The organism is Pseudomonas sp. J452 (assembly GCF_024666525.1).
Lineage (GTDB): Bacteria > Pseudomonadota > Gammaproteobacteria > Pseudomonadales > Pseudomonadaceae > Aquipseudomonas.
The window spans coordinates 1,336,141-1,353,292 of the sequence record NZ_CP088294.1 but is presented as its reverse complement, the minus strand read 5'-3'; the positions used below and the strand labels follow the sequence as shown (position 1 = coordinate 1,353,292).

Annotated in this window: 15 protein-coding genes; 9 read left to right on the top strand and 6 right to left on the bottom strand. The window is 65.7% G+C overall.

Translation table 11 applies throughout. The features are described from left to right. Positions 1 to 466: 466 nt before the first annotated feature. Positions 467 to 1,435 (bottom strand): phosphate ABC transporter substrate-binding protein PstS, encoded by a 969-nt coding sequence (locus LRS11_RS06055; protein ID WP_260495986.1) that lies wholly within the window; start codon positions 1,433 to 1,435, stop codon positions 467 to 469. Positions 1,436 to 1,586: 151 nt separating this feature from the next. Further along, complete coding sequence (locus tag LRS11_RS06050) at positions 1,587 to 2,888, bottom strand: MFS transporter (protein ID WP_260495985.1); 1,302 nt, start codon at positions 2,886 to 2,888, stop codon at positions 1,587 to 1,589. Between the two features lie 266 nt (positions 2,889 to 3,154). On the opposite strand from LRS11_RS06050, the gene LRS11_RS06045 reads away from it, so the two are divergent. The 3 genes from LRS11_RS06045 (at position 3,155) to LRS11_RS06035 (ending at position 6,511) form a co-directional block, all read left to right on the top strand. Then, on the top strand, positions 3,155 to 3,559 hold the full coding sequence (locus LRS11_RS06045; RefSeq protein ID WP_160077719.1) for an acyl-CoA thioesterase: 405 nt from the start codon (positions 3,155 to 3,157) through the stop codon (positions 3,557 to 3,559). A 71-nt stretch (positions 3,560 to 3,630) separates the two neighbouring features. Further along, on the top strand, positions 3,631 to 5,532 hold the full coding sequence (locus tag LRS11_RS06040; protein WP_409519782.1) for a potassium transporter Kup: 1,902 nt from the start codon (positions 3,631 to 3,633) through the stop codon (positions 5,530 to 5,532). 73 nt (positions 5,533 to 5,605) lie between these two features. Continuing rightward, positions 5,606 to 6,511 carry a D-hexose-6-phosphate mutarotase gene (locus LRS11_RS06035; RefSeq protein ID WP_260495983.1) on the top strand — a complete coding sequence of 302 codons (906 nt, stop codon included), beginning with the start codon at positions 5,606 to 5,608 and terminating at the stop codon, positions 6,509 to 6,511. A 68-nt stretch (positions 6,512 to 6,579) separates the two neighbouring features. Here the strand turns inward: LRS11_RS06035 and LRS11_RS06030 are convergent, their stop codons facing one another. From LRS11_RS06030 to LRS11_RS06015, 4 genes are all read right to left on the bottom strand, one after another. Further along, entirely contained in the window at positions 6,580 to 7,113 is a 534-nt protein-coding gene (locus LRS11_RS06030; protein WP_260495982.1) for a DUF3299 domain-containing protein, read from the bottom strand. A gap of 71 nt (positions 7,114 to 7,184) precedes the next feature. Then, entirely contained in the window at positions 7,185 to 8,267 is a 1,083-nt protein-coding gene (locus LRS11_RS06025) for a 5-(carboxyamino)imidazole ribonucleotide synthase (RefSeq protein ID WP_260495981.1), read from the bottom strand. A 4-nt stretch (positions 8,268 to 8,271) separates the two neighbouring features. Then, positions 8,272 to 8,763, bottom strand: a complete 492-nt coding sequence (purE, locus tag LRS11_RS06020; protein ID WP_260495980.1) for a 5-(carboxyamino)imidazole ribonucleotide mutase — start codon at positions 8,761 to 8,763, stop codon at positions 8,272 to 8,274. A 570-nt stretch (positions 8,764 to 9,333) separates the two neighbouring features. Continuing rightward, positions 9,334 to 10,080, bottom strand: coding sequence for an ABC transporter substrate-binding protein (locus LRS11_RS06015; RefSeq protein ID WP_260495979.1), 747 nt, complete (start codon positions 10,078 to 10,080; stop codon positions 9,334 to 9,336). 374 nt (positions 10,081 to 10,454) lie between these two features. Here LRS11_RS06015 and LRS11_RS06010 point away from each other — a divergent pair, with 374 nt between their 5' ends. The 6 genes from LRS11_RS06010 to LRS11_RS05985 all read left to right on the top strand — a co-directional run bounded on the left by LRS11_RS06010 (position 10,455) and on the right by LRS11_RS05985 (position 17,130). Continuing rightward, positions 10,455 to 11,369 (top strand): glutamate/aspartate ABC transporter substrate-binding protein, encoded by a 915-nt coding sequence (locus LRS11_RS06010; protein WP_260495978.1) that lies wholly within the window; start codon positions 10,455 to 10,457, stop codon positions 11,367 to 11,369. 242 nt (positions 11,370 to 11,611) lie between these two features. Then, a complete protein-coding gene (locus LRS11_RS06005) occupies positions 11,612 to 12,358 on the top strand; it encodes an amino acid ABC transporter permease (RefSeq protein ID WP_260495977.1) in 747 nt (248 codons plus the stop codon). Further along, positions 12,355 to 13,023, top strand: coding sequence for an amino acid ABC transporter permease (locus tag LRS11_RS06000; RefSeq protein ID WP_260496868.1), 669 nt, complete (start codon positions 12,355 to 12,357; stop codon positions 13,021 to 13,023). The genes LRS11_RS06005 and LRS11_RS06000 overlap by 4 nt, the downstream gene beginning before the upstream one ends. Continuing rightward, positions 13,020 to 13,754: an amino acid ABC transporter ATP-binding protein gene (locus LRS11_RS05995; protein WP_260495976.1), complete on the top strand. Its 735-nt coding sequence runs from the start codon at positions 13,020 to 13,022 to the stop codon at positions 13,752 to 13,754. The genes LRS11_RS06000 and LRS11_RS05995 overlap by 4 nt, the downstream gene beginning before the upstream one ends. Positions 13,755 to 13,937: 183 nt before the next feature. Continuing rightward, positions 13,938 to 15,815, top strand: a complete 1,878-nt coding sequence (locus tag LRS11_RS05990; protein ID WP_260495975.1) for an ATP-binding protein — start codon at positions 13,938 to 13,940, stop codon at positions 15,813 to 15,815. Next, on the top strand, positions 15,808 to 17,130 hold the full coding sequence (locus LRS11_RS05985; RefSeq protein ID WP_260495974.1) for a sigma-54-dependent transcriptional regulator: 1,323 nt from the start codon (positions 15,808 to 15,810) through the stop codon (positions 17,128 to 17,130). Before LRS11_RS05990 ends, LRS11_RS05985 begins: the two co-directional genes overlap by 8 nt. Positions 17,131 to 17,152 lie beyond the last annotated feature (22 nt).

The window sequence follows — 17,152 nt, the reverse complement described above, 5'->3', positions numbered from 1 at the left end:
CAGCAACAGGGCCTCGCCCTGCCCGGCCAGCCAGGCTGGCTGCTGGGCCTTGCGCGCCTCCAGCTCGGCGCCGGCGAACATCGGCAGCACCACATGGGCCAGATAGAAGAAGATCAGGGTGATCGCACCCAGCACGGCCAAGCCACCGATGGACACGTACCAGCGCGCCAGGCGGTCCTTGAGCGCGCGGATGCGGCGCTTGCGCAGCAGGGCCGGGGTGTTGAAGTCCAGCCGTTGGCTGTTGTTCGAGGAAGCGGTCATGGAGTCGTTGGCCAAGTCGTTCATGCGAAATTCTCTGGGCGGTTGCGCACGCGCACCCCTGATTTGAGCAGGAGCCTAAATCTATCCGCCTTGTGTGACAGAAAGATTACAGTCGGGTGACGCAACAACGCCCGCGACTCCAAAGAGTAGCGGGCGCTGCGGGTTGTGCGGTGGGCTTGTGGCCCGCCGGCACTGCCGGGCTGTATTACAGACCCAGTTCCTTCATGGTCTTCTCGACCACTTTGCTCGGCAGCGGGATGTAACCATCCTTCACCACCACTTCCTGACCTTGCTTGGACAGCACCAGCTTGACGAACTCGGCGTCCAGCGGGCTCAGCGGCTTGTTCGGCGCCTTGTTGACGTAGACGTAGAAGAAGCGCGACAGCGGGAACTTGCCAGCCAGGGCGTTGGCTTCGTTGGCTTCAAAGGCTTCGCCGCCTTTCTTCGACAGCGGTACGGCACGTACGCTGGAGGTCTTGTAGCCGATGCCCGAGTAGCCGATGGCGTTCAGGGTGCTGGAGATCGACTGGACCACGGAAGCCGAACCCGGCTGCTCGTTGACGTTCGGCTTGAAGTCGCCTTTGCACAGGGCTTCTTCCTTGAAGTAACCGTAGGTGCCAGATACCGAGTTGCGACCGAACAGCTGAATCGGCTTGTTCGCCCACTCGCCGGTCAGACCCAGCTCACCCCAGGTAGCGATGTCCTTGGCGCCGCCGCACAGGCGGGTGCCGGAGAAGATGGCGTCGACCTGAGCGATGTCCAGCGACTTGATCGGGTTGTCCTTGTGCACGAACACGGCCAGGGCGTCGATGGCTACCGGAATGGCAGTCGGCTTGTAGCCGTACTTCTCTTCGAAAGCCTGCAGCTCGTTGTCCTTCATGGCGCGGGACATCGGGCCCATGTTGGCGGTGCCTTCGGTCAGAGCGGGCGGCGCGGTGGAGGAACCGGCGGCCTGGATCTGGATGTTGACGTTCGGGTAGGCCTTCTTGAACTCTTCAGCCCACAGGGTCATCAGGTTGGCCAGGGAGTCGGAGCCGACGCTGGACAGGTTGCCCGATACACCGGAAGTCTTTTCATAGGTCGGCAGAGCCGGGTCGATAGCGGCTACCGCAGTGGCGGCGCTCACGCCAGCGGCGACGAAAGTCATGGCCGCCATCAAACGCTTCAGTTTCATGCCTTGCTCCTGGAAAACTAGTGTTGGATTGAACGGGGCCAAGTATCTGCAGGCCGTATGAACACTCTATGAAGGGATTGTGACAATTAGATTAAAGCGGGCGAAAAACTGAAAAGGCCCGCGAACGGGCCTTTTTCTGTGCTTCTGCCGCTCAGGTCGCGGCCTGTGGCTGGCGCTGCCACAGCCAGCCACCGATCAGCATGAACAGCAGGCACAGGGCGCCGACATAGTAGGCCGGGCCCAGCGGGCTCCACTTCAATAACAGGCTGACCAGGATCGGCGTCAGCCCGCCGAAGATGGCGTAGGCCAGGTTGTAGGAGAACGACAGCCCGGAGAAGCGCACCAGCGCCGGGAAGGCGCTGACCATCACCAGCGGGATGGCGCCGATCATGCCCACGCACAGACCGGCCAGGGCATACAGCGGCAGCAGCAGCTCGGGGTGGCTGGCCAGGCTGTTGTAGAAAGTCCAGGAGCTGAGCAGCAGCAACAGGCCGCCACCGACGAACACTCGCCCGGCACCGAGGCGATCCGCCAGCCAGCCAGCCAGCACGCAGCCGATGCTCAGGCAGACGATAGCCAGGCTGTTGGCCTGCAGCGCCTCGGCCGGCTTGAAGCCATGCAGGGTCTGCAGCAGGGTCGGGGTCATCAGGATGACCACGACGATGCCGGCCGACAGCACCCAGGTCAGCAGCATGCACAGGATCACCGCCGGGCGATGCTCGCGTACCACGGTCTTCAGCGGCAGCTCGGCGGCCAGGGTCTGGCGCAGCTGCATCTCGGCGAACACCGGAGTCTCGTGCAGCCAGCGGCGCAAGTACATGGCAATCAGGCCGAACAGGCCACCGACCAGGAACGGGATGCGCCAGGCATAGGCCATCAGCTCTTCCGGGCTGAACACCCGGTTGATCAGGCTGGCCGTCAGCGAACCGAGCAGGATGCCCACGGTCAGACCAGCTGTCAGGGTGCTGCAGGCGAAGCCGATGTGCCGCGGCGGCACGTGCTCGGCGACGAACACCCAGGCCCCCGGCACTTCGCCGCCAATCGCCGCGCCCTGCACCACGCGCAGCACCAGCAGCGCCAGCGGCGCCCAGATGCCAATTTGCGCGTAGGTCGGCAGCAAACCCATGAGCAGGGTCGGCACGGCCATCAGGAAGATGCTCAGGGTGAACATGCGCTTGCGCCCGAGCAGATCGCCAAAGTGCGCCAGGACGATGCCGCCCAGCGGCCGCGCCAGGTAGCCGGCGGCGAAAATGCCGAAGGTCTGCAGCTGGCGCAGCCACTCGGGCATGTCGGCGGGGAAGAACAGCTTGCTGAGCACCGCCGTGAAGAACACGAAGATGATGAAGTCGTAGAACTCCAGCGCACCGCCGAGGGCGGACAGCGACAGGGTCTTGTAATCGCTACGGTTCAACGGGCGCGCCGCGGGCGCAGCGCTGGAGGGCACGGAAGACATGGTCGACAGCTTCTTTTATAAGAGTAGGGATGGCTGGCGCTGATGGCAGCCGGCGCACGATAGCAAATTGCACCGCGGGCCGGCAGCCGGGCGAGCCGAGAAATGCAGAACCGGGCGGTCGTCGCCTGACGCGCCGCCCGATATACTGCGCGCTCGGCCCGCTGGGCCACGGGGGATTGTGCCAAGGCTTGGCCGCCGGCAAAGTATTGGCAGAACCTCCCACACCACTCCAAACATAAGAAAAACGGCACCGGGGCCCCACCACCATGATCGAACTCGAACAGGAAGATCCCATACCGCAAGGCGATCTGGCCCTGCAGCTGACCGCACTACCGCGCGAAACCAATGGTTTCGGCGATATTTTCGGCGGCTGGCTGGTGTCACAGATGGACCTGGCCGGCACCGCCATGGCCAGCAAGGTCGCCGGCGGCCGGGTGGCCACCGTGGCCATCGACCGCATGGCCTTCCTGGTGCCGGTCGCCGTCGGCGCGCAACTGTCCTTCTATACCCAGGCCCTGGAAATCGGCCGCAGCTCGATCCAGATGCTGGTCGAGGTGTGGAGCGACGACCCGCTGTCCAGCGAATGGCGCAAGGTCACCGAGGCGGTGTTCGTCTTCGTCGCCATCGACGGCAGCGGCCGCACCCGTCCGGTGCCGCCACGCCGCGGCTGATCTGCTGAACCTCTGCTGCACGCCGGCAACAGGCAGTCAGGCGCTTGCCTAGACTGAAAAGCCGGCGCAGCATGCGCGCCTCTAACCACCTAGGCCCGCTCATGAGCCAATCCAGCACCAGCCAACTGAGCCTGACCGTCGCCGCGCTCGGCGTGGTCTACGGCGATATCGGCACCAGCCCGCTGTATACCCTCAAGGAAGTCTTCGCCGGCCACTACGGGGTCAACGTCGATCCGGCCGGGGTCTACGGCATCCTCTCGCTGATCTTCTGGTCGCTGATGTGGGTGGTGACGCTGAAATACGTGCTGGTCATCCTGCGCGCCGACAACGAAGGCGAAGGCGGCGTAATGGCCCTGACCGCACTCGCCCGCCGTGCCACCCAGGCCTATCCACGGTTGTCACGGCTGCTGGTGCTGGCCGGTCTGGCCGGCACCGCGCTGTTCTACGGCGACAGCATGATCACCCCGGCGATCTCGGTGCTCTCCGCGGTGGAAGGCCTGGATGTCGCCCTGCCAGGTATCGGCCACTGGGTAGTACCGATCACCGTGGCCCTGCTGATCGGCCTGTTCCTGATCCAGAAGCACGGCACCGCGCGCATCGGCGTACTGTTCGGCCCGGTCATGGGCCTGTGGTTCACCACCCTCGGCGTGCTCGGCATCTATGGCATCGTCCGCCACCCGGAAGTGCTGCACGCGCTCAACCCCTGGTGGGCTCTGAACTTCTTCATCAGCCACCCAGGCATCGGCATCACCATCCTCGCCGCCGTGGTGCTGGCGCTGACCGGTGCCGAGGCGCTGTATGCCGACATGGGCCACTTCGGCCGCAAGCCGATTGCCCGCGCCTGGTTCGCCCTGGTGCTGCCCGGCCTGGTGCTCAACTACTTCGGCCAGGGCGCCCTGCTGCTGGACAACCCGGAAGCGGCGCGCAACCCCTTCTACCTGCTGGCACCGGCCTGGGCGCTGATCCCGCTGATCGCCCTGGCCACCCTGTCCACCATCATCGCCTCGCAGGCGGTGATCTCCGGCGCCTTCTCTCTGACCCGCCAGGCCATCCAGCTCGGCTTCGTGCCGCGCATGCACATCCAGCACACCTCCAGCGATGCCGAAGGGCAAATCTACATCGGCGTGGTCAACTGGGCGCTGATGGTCGGGGTGATCCTGCTGGTGATCGGCTTCGAAAGCTCCGGCGCCCTGGCTGCCGCCTACGGCGTGGCCGTAACCGGCACCATGCTGATCGACACCCTGCTGATCGCCGCCGTCGCCTTGCTGCTGTGGAAGAGCCCGCGCTGGCTGGCGATCCCGCTGCTGCTGTGCTTCCTGGTGGTCGATACGCTGTTCTTTGCCGCCAATATCCCCAAGATCGCCCAGGGTGGCGCCTTTCCGGTGCTGGCCGGGATTGCCCTGTTCATGCTGATGACCACCTGGAAGCGCGGCCGCGAGCTGCTGGTCGAGCGCCTCGACGAGACCGCCCTGCCGCTACCGGTGTTCGTCTCCAGCATCGCCATCCAGCCGCCGCACCGGGTGCGCGGCACCGCCGTGTTCCTCTGCGCACGCGCCGATGCGGTGCCGCATGCGCTGCTGCACAACCTGCTGCACAACCAGGTGCTGCACCAGCAGATCGTCATGCTCACGGTGGCCATCGCCGACCACCCGCACGTGCCGCAGGCCAAGCGCTTCGAGGTCGACAGCTTCGGCGAGGGCTTCTATCGCGTGGTCCTGCATTTCGGCTACATGGACGAGCCCAACGTGCCGGCGGCACTGGAAAAGAACCCGCATGACTGCCTCGACTTCACTCCGCTGAGCACCACCTACTTCCTCAGCCGCGAAACCATCATCGCCACCAAACGCATCGGCATGATGGCCTGGCGCGAGACGCTGTTCGCCTTCCTGCTGAAGAACGCCAACAGCAACCTGCGCTACTTCCAGCTGCCGACCAACCGGGTGATCGAGCTGGGCACCCAGGTCGAGATCTGATGCGCTCCACCCAGGCACTGGTCTTTAGTCGGTGCCTGGAGTAAATCTCTATTTTTTGCCTGTGGATGCCCAGATGAATGCTCCCTCCCCCGCCGTCGAACGCATTGAACTGGATGAGCTGACCTGCTGGCGCGTGCAGGTCGGTGATGCCGAGCTGCTGGTCGCCCAGCAGGGTGCGCAGATCCTGCATTACCAGCGCGGCACCCAGGCGCCGATCATCTGGCTCAGCGAGCAGGCCCGCTACCAGCGGGGCCAGTCGGTACGCGGCGGCGCGCCGGTGTGCTGGCCCTGGTTCGGCGGCCTGATGCGCAACCCGCCAGCGGTGCAGGCCATGCACAACCATCCGGCCAGCGCGCCGGCCCATGGCAACGTGCGCGGCCTCGACTGGCAGCTGCTGGGCATCGACCAGCACGACGGCGCCGTAACCCTGCAATTCGCCTTCGACAGCCGCCAGCACCCGTTGCCCGACTGGCCGCACGCGGCCGAGCTGCAGCTGGCTATCCGCCTGGATCAGCAATTGCACCTGGAACTGCGCAGCCACAACCTGGGTACTCAGCCGCTGGTGCTGAGCCAGGCTCTGCACACCTACTTCGCCGTCAGCGATATTCGTGATGTCAGCGTGCACGGCCTGGAAGGCTGCCGCTATATCGAAACCCTGGAAGACTGGCAGGAGCGCCGACAGCAGGGCGCACTGGACTTCGCCGGCGAGACCGACCGCATCTACCTGGACACGCCGACGCGCCTGAGCATCGTCGATCCGCGCTGGCAGCGACGCATCCATCTGGATGCCCAGGGCTCACACTCGGCCGTGCTGTGGAACCCGTGGATCGACAAGGCCAAACGCCTCTCACAGTTCGCCGAAGACGCCTGGCAGCGCATGCTCTGCATCGAAACCGCGAATATCTGGGACGACTGCGTAACCCTGGCGCCGGGCGCCAGCCACAGTCTGCGCCTGAGCCTGAGCAGCGAACCCCTGTAGGGCGGGTGAAACCCGCGCAGCTCGACGCGGGTTGCACCCGCCCTACCCTGACGTGACGCCAAGTGGCGTCACAGATCAGCCTCTTCCACCACCCGCACCGAGCTGGCCTTGAGCACATAGGCCGCATCGGCCAGGTCATTGCTGACCGTCTCGATCTGCAGCGGGCCCTCGACCCACAGCGGGGCGTAGATGTCGTCGAGCAGGATGCCCTTGGGGTAGCGCACCAGCACGATCTGGTTCGGTGGCGGCGGCGGCACATGGATGCAAGCACCGGGGTACGGCACCAGGAAGAACAGCGTGCTGCGGCCCTCGGCGTCACTTTCCAGGGGCACCGGGTAGCCGCCCAGACGCACGGTCTTGCCGTTCAGATGGGCCACGGTCTTGCTCGAATACATCACCGCTGGCAGATCCCTGGACTGCTGCTTGAGGCCGCCCTGCTGGCCGAACGTACCGGCCGACTCCGGGGTCTCGTGGCTGATTTCCGGCATGGCTTCGAGGGCCTGTTGATCCTCGCGCGGCATCAGCTCCAGCCAGTCGGTTTCCCGTGGTTCGGCGTGGGCCAGCAACGGCGCTAGCAGCAGGGCAAGCAGGATTCGGCGCATGACAGCTCCCGGTACGACTGTGAGCGGTAGACCGGCAGCGGGACGGCGAAGTTTCCGCCGCCCCGCCGGCCTCAGGCCTTGATCAGCGCTTCGACGTCGGCGATGCGCGCCTTGAGGGTCGCCATATCCTTGCAGCGCAGGGTGGCGTGACCGACCTTGCGCCCGGCCTTGAAGGCCTTGCCGTAGTGGTGCAGGTGGCAATCGGCAATCGCCGTGACCTTGCTCACGTCCGGCACTGAGCCCAAGAAGTTGAACATGGCGCTCTCGCCGACCTTGGCCGTGGAGCCCAGCGGCAGGCCGGTGACGGCGCGCAGGTGGTTCTCGAACTGGCTGCACTCGGCGCCTTCGATGGTCCAGTGCCCGGAGTTGTGTACGCGCGGGGCGATCTCGTTGGCCTTGAGGCCGCCGTCGACTTCGAAGAACTCGAAGGCCAGCACGCCGACATAATCCAGCTGCTTGAGCACGCGACCGACATAGTCTTCGGCCAGCGCCTGCAACGGGTGATCGGTGCTGGCGATGGACAGGGCCAGCACGCCGCTGTCGTGGCGGTTATGCACCAGCGGGTAGAAGCGCGTCTCGCCATCACGGCCACGCACGGCCACCAGCGACACTTCGCCAGTGAACGGCACGAAACCTTCGAGCAGGCACGGCACGCTGCCCAGCTCGGCAAAGGCGCCCACTACGTCGGAGGCAGCACGCAGAACCTTCTGGCCCTTGCCGTCGTAGCCCAGGGTGCGGGTCTTCAGCACCGCCGGCAGGCCGATGGCGGCCACGGCAGCGTCAAGATCAGCCTGCGACTGGATATCGGCGAAATCCGGGGTGGGGATGCCGAGGTCCTTGAACATCGACTTCTCGAACCAGCGGTCGCGGGCGATGCGCAGCGCTTCGGCGCTCGGATACACCGGCACGAACTGCGAGAGGAAGGCCACGGTCTCGGCCGGCACGCTTTCGAACTCGAAGGTCACCAGGTCGACATCATCGGCCAAGCGGCGCAGGTGTTCGTGGTCGTTGTAATCGCCGCGCAGGTGCTCGCCCAGGGCCTGGGAACAGGCGTCCGGCGCCGGGTCGAGGAAAGCGAAACTCATCCCCAGCGGAGTGCCCGCCAGAGCCAGCATGCGGCCGAGCTGGCCACCACCAATTACACCGATTTTCATGGGATCAGGCCTCGCGCGGGTCCGGGTTGTCGAGAACAGTCTGGGTCTGCTCGTCGCGGAACTGTTTGAGCTTCTCGTGAAACTGCGGGTGCTGGTGACCGAGAATACTCGCCGCCAGCAGCGCGGCGTTGATCGCCCCAGCCTTGCCGATGGCCAGGGTAGCGACCGGAATGCCAGCCGGCATCTGCACGATCGACAGCAGCGAGTCGACGCCCGACAGCACGGCCGATTGCACCGGCACGCCGAGTACCGGCAGGTGGGTCTTGGCCGCACACATGCCCGGCAGGTGCGCCGCGCCACCGGCACCGGCGATGATCACCTGGATACCACGGCCGTCAGCCTGTTCGGCGTACTGGAAGAGCAGGTCCGGCGTGCGGTGGGCGGAAACCACCTGCACTTCGTAGGGAATGCCCAGTTTGTCCAGCATCTCTGCGGTGTGACTGAGGGTGCTCCAATCGGACTTGGAGCCCATGATCACGCCAACCAGTGCGCTCATCGTTTTGCCTCTGACTCGGGCGCCTGTCGGCGCGACAAAAACCAACAAGCCACGCATCGGGCGTGGCTTGTTATGTGCGGGCCAGGCCGCATGGGGCCTGGAGGCGGCGCAGTATACCGGAAAGCAACGGGTGTCGCGCCCCTGGGGTGACCGTTTGTCAGTAGGGCTGGATAGGGTGTGCGGGAGTGCCTCTAGCCCTCGGCCACCAATATCAAGGAGGAACCGCAAAGAGCCCGCCTGAAACCAAGTACTCAAGCCTATTACCGAGTTTCGATGGGACTTCTTGTTCCGCCCTCCTGGGCGGCTCACTTTTTCCAGGCGCGGAAAAAATAAGCAAAAACGCTATGCCCCTTGCATCCGGGTCTCGCTACGCTCGACTTCCCTCCATCCGTCATCGTTCCGGGGGCCCGCCGCGAAGGGCCATCCCTGGCCCATCGCGGCTCTCGCGGCATCCATGCCGCTCAACCCCCTACGCAACGACTCCACTCGGCCTCCTGATGGGGCGCCCGGAGCTGCCTGGAAGGTTGTTGATTTGATCGGTGCCACGCTGGAGCGTACGAGAACAGCCAATCAATTGGTGTAGTCGTAGATGATCGAATCAAAGCCGCCCGCGTCATGCCCGCGCCGCAGGCACTGATTGAACTGCTGCAGAAACCAGCCCATCTTCAGCTCCTTGGCAATGCCCATGTGCTTGCTGTCGGACTTGAACGGCACGGGCAGGGTGGCAAAGGTATCGCCCTGCAAGTCCGGGCTGCCCTCGACGAGTTTGCCGATATCCACGCTGGAGCCCATCAGGATCGCATCGATGCGCTCGCGCTGGAGCATGGCCAGGCCGCTGCGACTGTCGTTGAAGCCGACGATGGTCAGGCTGCCGTTGGCCACCGCTTCGTCAAAGGCGGTGCCATAGCTGGTGCCGATGGACACGCCGACCAGCTTGCCCTGCAGGTCGCCGATCTTCTCGTAGGTGAACTCCCGGCCCTTCTTCACGATCAGCACGATGTGCTCGGTAAAGATCGGCTCAGAGAAATCGAACAGCTGCAGCCGCTCCTCGCTCATCGACAAGCCGATGACCCCGCCCCCACCGCGCTCGGCCAAGGTGTAGGCACGCGCCCAGGGCATCAGCTTGATCTGGTAGGGCACCTGCATTTCATCCAGGCAGAGCCTGCTGATGTCGACGACTATGCCTTTGGCCTGGCCATCCTCTTCGTAGTACTTGGGGTAACCATCGTGGGTGCCGTAGACCATGAACGCGTCGGCCTGCGCGACCCGTATCAGCAACAGGGGCAACAGGAACAGCAGAAGTGCTCTGGCGAACATGGCAGCAGCTCACTGGGCGGCAGGAATCAACACTTCCACTCTAGGCTGCCGGAGCCTATCCAGCCATTCGCCTGAGCTCGATGCTTCGCTCAGGGCCACTTAACCAGGAGAAACGTTCGGTTAGCCGAACGCGCTACAGCGCCCCGTTCGCCCACGCGAACGCGGCGGCTGCCGACGCTCATCGCAAAATAATATTTAGTCTTTTATTTTCAATAACTTAGATAGAAAGCAAGACGTGCCAAAAGCCTGGCACACAACCTGCTCTACCTCACTGCAGGAACGCCACGCGCCTTCCACCACCCACGGGCACCGCGCCGCACCCTGACGGCCACCCGCATAACAACACCCATATAACAACAAGAGTGAGGATCAGCATGTTCAAGAGCAATCTCTCCCGCGCCATCGGCATCGCCCTGGCTGCCACCCTGTGCAGCACCCCAGCCCTGGCCGAGGAGCTGACCGGCACCCTGAAGAAGATCAAGGACAGCGGCACCATCGTCCTCGGCCACCGCGACTCCTCCATTCCCTTCTCCTACTTCGGCAGCGACCCGCAACAACCGGAAGGCTACTCCCACGACCTGCAGATGAAGGCGGTCGAGGCGCTCAAGCAGAAGCTGGGCATGCCCGAGCTCAAGGTGCGCTACAACCTGGTGACCTCGCAGACGCGCATCCCGCTGGTGCAGAACGGCACCGTGGACCTGGAGTGCGGCTCCACCACCAACAACGTCGAGCGCCAGCAGCAGGTCGACTTCTCCGTCGGCATCTTCGAGGTCGGCACCCGCCTGCTGACCAAGACCAGCTCCGGCGTCGCCGATTTCGCCGACCTCAAGGGCAAGAACGTGGTGACCACCGCCGGCACCACGTCCGAGCGCCTGCTCAAGTCGATGAACGCCGAGCAGCAGATGGGCATGAACATCATCTCGGCCAAGGATCACGGCGAGTCGTTCCTGATGCTCGAATCCGGCCGCGCCGTGGCCTTCATGATGGACGACGCCCTGCTCGCCGGCGAAATGGCCAAGGCCAAGAAGCCGGCCGACTGGCACGTGGTCGGCACCCCGCAGTCCTACGAGATCTACGGCTGCATGGTGCGCAAGGGTGACCCGGCGTTCAAGGCAGTGGTCGACGAGGCGCTGGTGGCCACCTTCAAGTCCGGCGAAGTCAACGCCATCTACGACAAGTGGTTCCTCAACCCGGTCCCGCCGAAGGGCCTGAACCTGAACTTCCCGATGAGCGACGAGCTGAAAAAGCTGGTCGCCAACCCGACCGACAAGGCCGCCGAGCAACTCTAAGCGCGCCCGGTAGCGGCCGGGGGCTCTCCTAGGGCCGGGGAAAGGAGCGGCGACGCACCCTCTCCCCAGCCCTCTCCCGTAAACGGGAGAGGGGGTAAAGCCACCCGGCCTGTTGGTACGACGCCGCTTCACGAGAGCGGCGCCGCCTCACCTCTGCAATTAGGACAGGAGCACCGTCGCCAACCGCGACGGGGGACCGTGTCGGCCCCGGCTCCTGCCCACCCTGATCGTGGGTAGCCAAGATGAATTACAACTGGGACTGGAGCGTGTTCTTCAAGTCCACCGGCATCGGCAGCGAAATCTACCTGGACTGGTTCGTCACCGGCCTGGGCTGGACCGTCGCCATCGCCCTGGCCGGCTGGCTGATCGCCCTGCTGCTGGGCTCGCTGCTCGGTGTGCTGCGCACCGTGCCGAACCGCTGGCTCAGCGGCTTCGCCACCTGCTACGTGGAGCTGTTTCGTAACGTGCCGCTGCTGGTGCAGCTGTTCCTCTGGTACTTCCTGGTGCCGGATCTGCTGCCCGAGCCGTTGGAGATGTGGTTCAAGCAGGACCTCAACCCCGCTACCTCGGCCTTTATCAGCGTGGTCGTGTGCCTCGGCCTGTTCACCGCCGCCCGCGTCTGCGAGCAGGTGCGCACCGGCATTCAGGCGCTGCCCAAGGGCCAGCTGGCCGCCGGCTATGCGCTGGGCTTTGGCCTGCCGCAGATCTACGCCAACGTCCTGCTGCCGCAGGCCTTCCGCATCATCATTCCGCCGCTGACCAGCGAGTTCCTCAACATCTTCAAGAACTCCTCGGTGGCCTCGCTGATCGGCCTCATGGAGCTGCTGGCGCAGACCAAGCAGACCGCCGAATTCAGCGCCAACCTGTTCGAGGCCTTCACCCTGGCCACGCTGATCTACTTCACCCTGAACATGAGCCTGATGCTGCTGATGCGCCTGATCGAGAAGCGCGTGGCGGTGCCGGGGCTGATCGCCATGGGAGGCAAATAATGGATTTCAGCGCTATCGTCCCGGCCCTGCCGGGCCTGTGGAACGGCATGCTGATGACCCTGCAGCTGATGGTACTCGGCGTGCTCGGCGGTGTGCTGCTGGGCACCCTGCTGGCCATGGCACGGCTGTCGCACAACAAGCTGCTGGCCAACGCCGCCGCCACCTACGTCAACTACTTCCGCTCCATCCCGCTGCTGCTGGTGATCACCTGGTTCTACTTCATGGTGCCCTTCATCCTGCGCTGGATCACCGGCGAGGACACCCCGGTAGGCGCCTTCACCTCGTGCCTGGTGGCCTTCGTGATGTTCGAGGCGGCGTACTTCTGCGAGATCGTCCGCGCCGGCATCCAGGCCATCCCCAAGGGCCAGATGGGTGCGGCCTCCGCGCTGGGCATGAGCTACGCGCAGAGCATGCGCCTGATCATCCTGCCGCAGGCCTTTCGCAAGATGACCCCGCTGCTGCTGCAGCAAAGCATCATCCTGTTCCAGGACACCTCGCTGGTCTACACCGTGGGTCTGATGGACTTCCTCAACGCCGCCCGCTCGCGCGGCGACATCCTCGGCCAGCCGCACGAATTCCTGATCTTCGCCGGCCTCATGTACTTCACCCTCAGCTTCGCCGCCTCGCAGGTGGTCAAGCTCCTGCAGAAAAGGTTAGCCGTATGATTACCATCCAGAACGTCAACAAGTGGTACGGGGACTTCCAGGTGCTGACCGACTGCAGCACCGAGGTAAAGAAGGGTGAAGTGGTGGTGGTGTGCGGGCCATCCGGCTCGGGCAAATCGACCCTGATCAAGTGCGTCAACGCCCTGGAAGCCTTCCAGAAGGGTGACATCGTAGTCGACGGCACCTCCATCGCCGCCAAGGGCACCAACCTGCCCAAGCTGCGCTCGCGGGTCGGCATGGTGTTCCAGCACTTCGAGCTGTTCCCGCACCTGAGCATCGTCGAGAACCTGACCATCGCCCAGGTCAAGGTGCTCGGTCGCAGCAAGGAAGAAGCCAGCGCCAAGGGCCTCAAGCTGCTCGACCGCGTCGGCCTCGCCGCCCATGCGCACAAGCACCCCGGCCAACTCTCCGGCGGCCAGCAGCAACGCGTGGCCATCGCCCGCGCGCTGGCCATGGACCCGGTGGTGATGCTGTTCGACGAGCCGACTTCGGCGCTCGACCCGGAGATGGTCAACGAGGTGCTCGACGTCATGGTGCAGCTGGCCAACGAGGGCATGACCATGATGTGCGTGACCCACGAGATGGGCTTCGCACGCAAGGTCGCCGACCGGGTGATCTTCATGGACCGCGGGCAGATCGTCGAAGACTGCGCCAAGGAGGAGTTCTTCGGCGACATCAACGCCCGTTCCGAGCGGGCCCAGCAGTTCCTCGCCAAGATCCTCCAGCACTGACGAAGCGCTCCCCTCTCCCAGGGGTAGAAGTGGGGGCGCCTGCTGCCCTCTCCCCGGCCCTCTCCCGTAAACGGGAGAGGGGGCGTTCAGCCCAGGCCTCGGATTCGATGGGTAGCCCGGTAGGGCGGGTGAAACCCGCGGCGTGCGCACCTCACCCCAACTGGCCAGCCCCGGACGACTGTGATGCAATGTCTCTCCCCCAGCGTCCGCGCCCTGCCGCCCGCCCTCATGGTCAAACCGCGTGTGCTCCGCCAACTGTTGCTGACCCTGCTGGCGCTCCTGCTGATCGGCGCCTGCGGCTTCGCCGGCTATCGCCTCAGCGAAGCCAGCGGCATCCAGACCCTGGCCGACAACGGCGAACGCCAGCTGGAGCTCAACGCCCGCGCGGTGGAAAGCGAGATCAACCAGTACACCTACCTGCCCAGCCTGCTGGAGCTGGAAAGCACCGTCAGTCGCCTGCTACTGACCCCGAGCAGTCAGCATCGCCAGCGCCTCAACGATTACCTCGAAGGCCTCAACCGCCGCAGCGGCAGCCTGGCCACCTATGTGCTGGACCGCGATGGCCGGGTGGTGGCGACCAGCAACTGGAACCAGGCGGACAGCTACCTGGGCGAAGACCTGTCGTTCCGCGCCTATTTCCAGGATGCCGTGCGCGGCCGGCCGGGGCGCTTCTACGGCATCGGCAGCACCACCGGCGAGCCCGGCTACTACCTGGCCCACGGCCTGCGCGGCAACGGTCGGGTGATCGGCGTGGCGGTGGTCAAGGTGCGCCTGGATGCCCTGGAGAAGCGCTGGGCCGACGCCCGCGTCGAGGCCTATGTCAGCGACGAGAACGGCATCATCATCCTCGCCAGCGATCCAGCGCGCCGGCTCAAGGCCGTGCGCCCGCTGGACGCCGCCAGCCGCGAACGCCTGGCGCGCAGCCTGCAATACCACTGGGCGGCGCTGGATGAACTGCAGCCACTGGCCCGCCGCGAGCTGAGCGGCGGACTCGAAGAAGTGCGCCTGCCGAGCGCCGACGGCCAGCCGCGCGACTACCTGCGGCAGAGCCGGCCGCTGGCCGACAGCCCCTGGCACCTGACCCTGCTCACCCCACTGCATGAGCAGCGCCGCGCCGCCAGCAGCCACGCCATGCTCGCCGCCGTGGCCTGCGCCCTGCTGATCATCCTGGCCCTGGCGCTGAACCAGCGGCGCAAGGTGATCGCCACCCGCCTGGCCGCGCGCGAGGCGCTGGAGCGGGCCAACAGCGAGCTGGAACGCAAGATCGCCGAACGCACCGCCGACCTGCAGGCCAGCAACACCCGCCTGCAGGACGAAGTGCGCGAGCGCCAGCAGACCGAGGCGACCCTGCGCCAGGCCCAGGACGGCCTGGTCCAGGCCGGCAAGCTGGCGGTGATCGGGCAGATGTCGACCAGCATCGCCCACGAACTGAACCAGCCGCTGGCGGCGCTGCGCACCCTCTCGGCGAATGCCGCGCGCTTTCTCGAACGCGGCGCCCTGGATACCGCCGGCAGCAACCTGCAGGCGATCGGCGAGCTGGTCGACCGCATGGGCCGCATCACTGCCAGCCTGCGCGCTTTCGCCCGGCGCGGCGGCGACCGCGGTGAGGCCAGCCTGGAGCAGGCGGTGGAGGCCGCGCTGTTCCTCCTGCACAGCCGCATCGAACAGGAGCGGCCGAGCCTGCACCGGCAGTTCGCCGAGGCGCGCCTGGCCATCGACCAGACCCGCCTGGAGCAAATCCTGGTCAACCTGCTGAGCAACGCCCTCGACGCCCTGCGCGAGCAGCCCCGCCGCGAGCTGTGGCTGAGCGGCGCGGTCGCTGGCGACAGCTACCAGCTGGAAGTGCGCGACAGCGGCGCCGGCATCGCCCCGGACGTGCGCGCGCACCTGTTCGAGCCCTTCTTCACCACCAAACCCGGCGAGAAGGGCCTCGGCCTCGGCCTGACCCTCTCTGCCAGCCTGGCCGCGGCTGCTGGCGGCAGCCTGGCCGTGCGCCACCCGGAGGAAGGCGGCAGCGCCTTTATCCTCAATCTGCCGCTGGAGAACCCCCGCGATGCCTGAAGCACTGAGCGTCCTGATAGTCGAAGACGACCCGCACGTGCTGCTCGGTTGCCAGCAGGCCCTGCAGCTGGAGGACATCGCCAGCATCGGCGTGGCCAGCGCCGAGGAGGCGCTGGCCCAGGTCGGCGCGGACTTTGCCGGCATCGTGGTCAGCGATATCCGCCTGCCGGGCATCGATGGCCTGACCCTGTTGAGCCGCCTCAAGCAGCGTGACCCGAGCCTGCCGGTGGTGCTGATCACCGGCCACGGCGACATCGGCATGGCGGTCGGCGCCATGCGCGACGGTGCCTACGACTTCATCGAGAAACCCTTTTCCCCCGAGCGCCTGGTCGAGGTGGTGCGTCGCGCTCTTGAGCAACGCAGCCTGGCCCGCGAGGTCAGCGCCCTACGCCGCCAGCTGGCCGGGCGCCAGGCCCTGGAGCAGCGTCTGATCGGCCGCTCGCCGGCCATCCAGCAGCTGCGCGAGCTGATCGCCAACGTCGCCGACACCGGCGCCAATGTGATCATCGAAGGCGAGACCGGCACCGGCAAGGAGCTGGTGGCGCGCTGCCTGCACGACTTCAGCCGGCGCCACAGCAAGCAGTTCGTCGCCCTCAACTGCGGCGGCCTGCCGGAGAGCCTGTTCGAGAGCGAGATCTTCGGCCACGAGGCGCACGCCTTTACCGGCGCGAGCAAACGGCGGATCGGCAAGATCGAGCACGCCGACGGCGGCAGCCTGTTCCTCGACGAGATCGAGAGCATGCCGCTGGCCCTGCAGATCAAGTTGCTGCGCGTGCTGCAGGAACACAGCCTGGAACGCCTCGGCTCGAACCAGCCGATTGCCGTGGACTGCCGGGTGATCGCCGCGACCAAGGCCGACCTGAACGAGCTGGGCAAACGCGGCGAATTCCGCAGCGACCTGTATTACCGGCTCAACGTGGTGACCCTGGAGCTGCCGCCGCTGCGCGATCGGCGCGAGGACATCCTGCTGCTGTTCGAGCACTTCCTGCAGCTCGCCGCGCTGCGCTTCGACCGCGCCCCGCCGCTGCTCGACCGCAGCACCAGCGCCGCCCTGCTGGCCCACGACTGGCCAGGCAACGTGCGCGAGCTGCGCAACGTGGCTGAACGCTTCGCCCTCGGCCTGCCGGTGTTCAAAGGCAGCGGCGTGGCACCGGACGGCCACGAGCCGAGCTTCGCCGAGGCAGTGGAAGTGTTCGAGCGCAACCTGCTCGGCGCCACCCTGGAACGCCACGCCGGCAACCTCAGCCAGGCCGCCCAGGCCCTGGGCATGGCCAAGACCACGCTGTTCGACAAGGTGAAGAAGTACGGGCTGTAAGGTAGGCACTCCCACGTAGGGT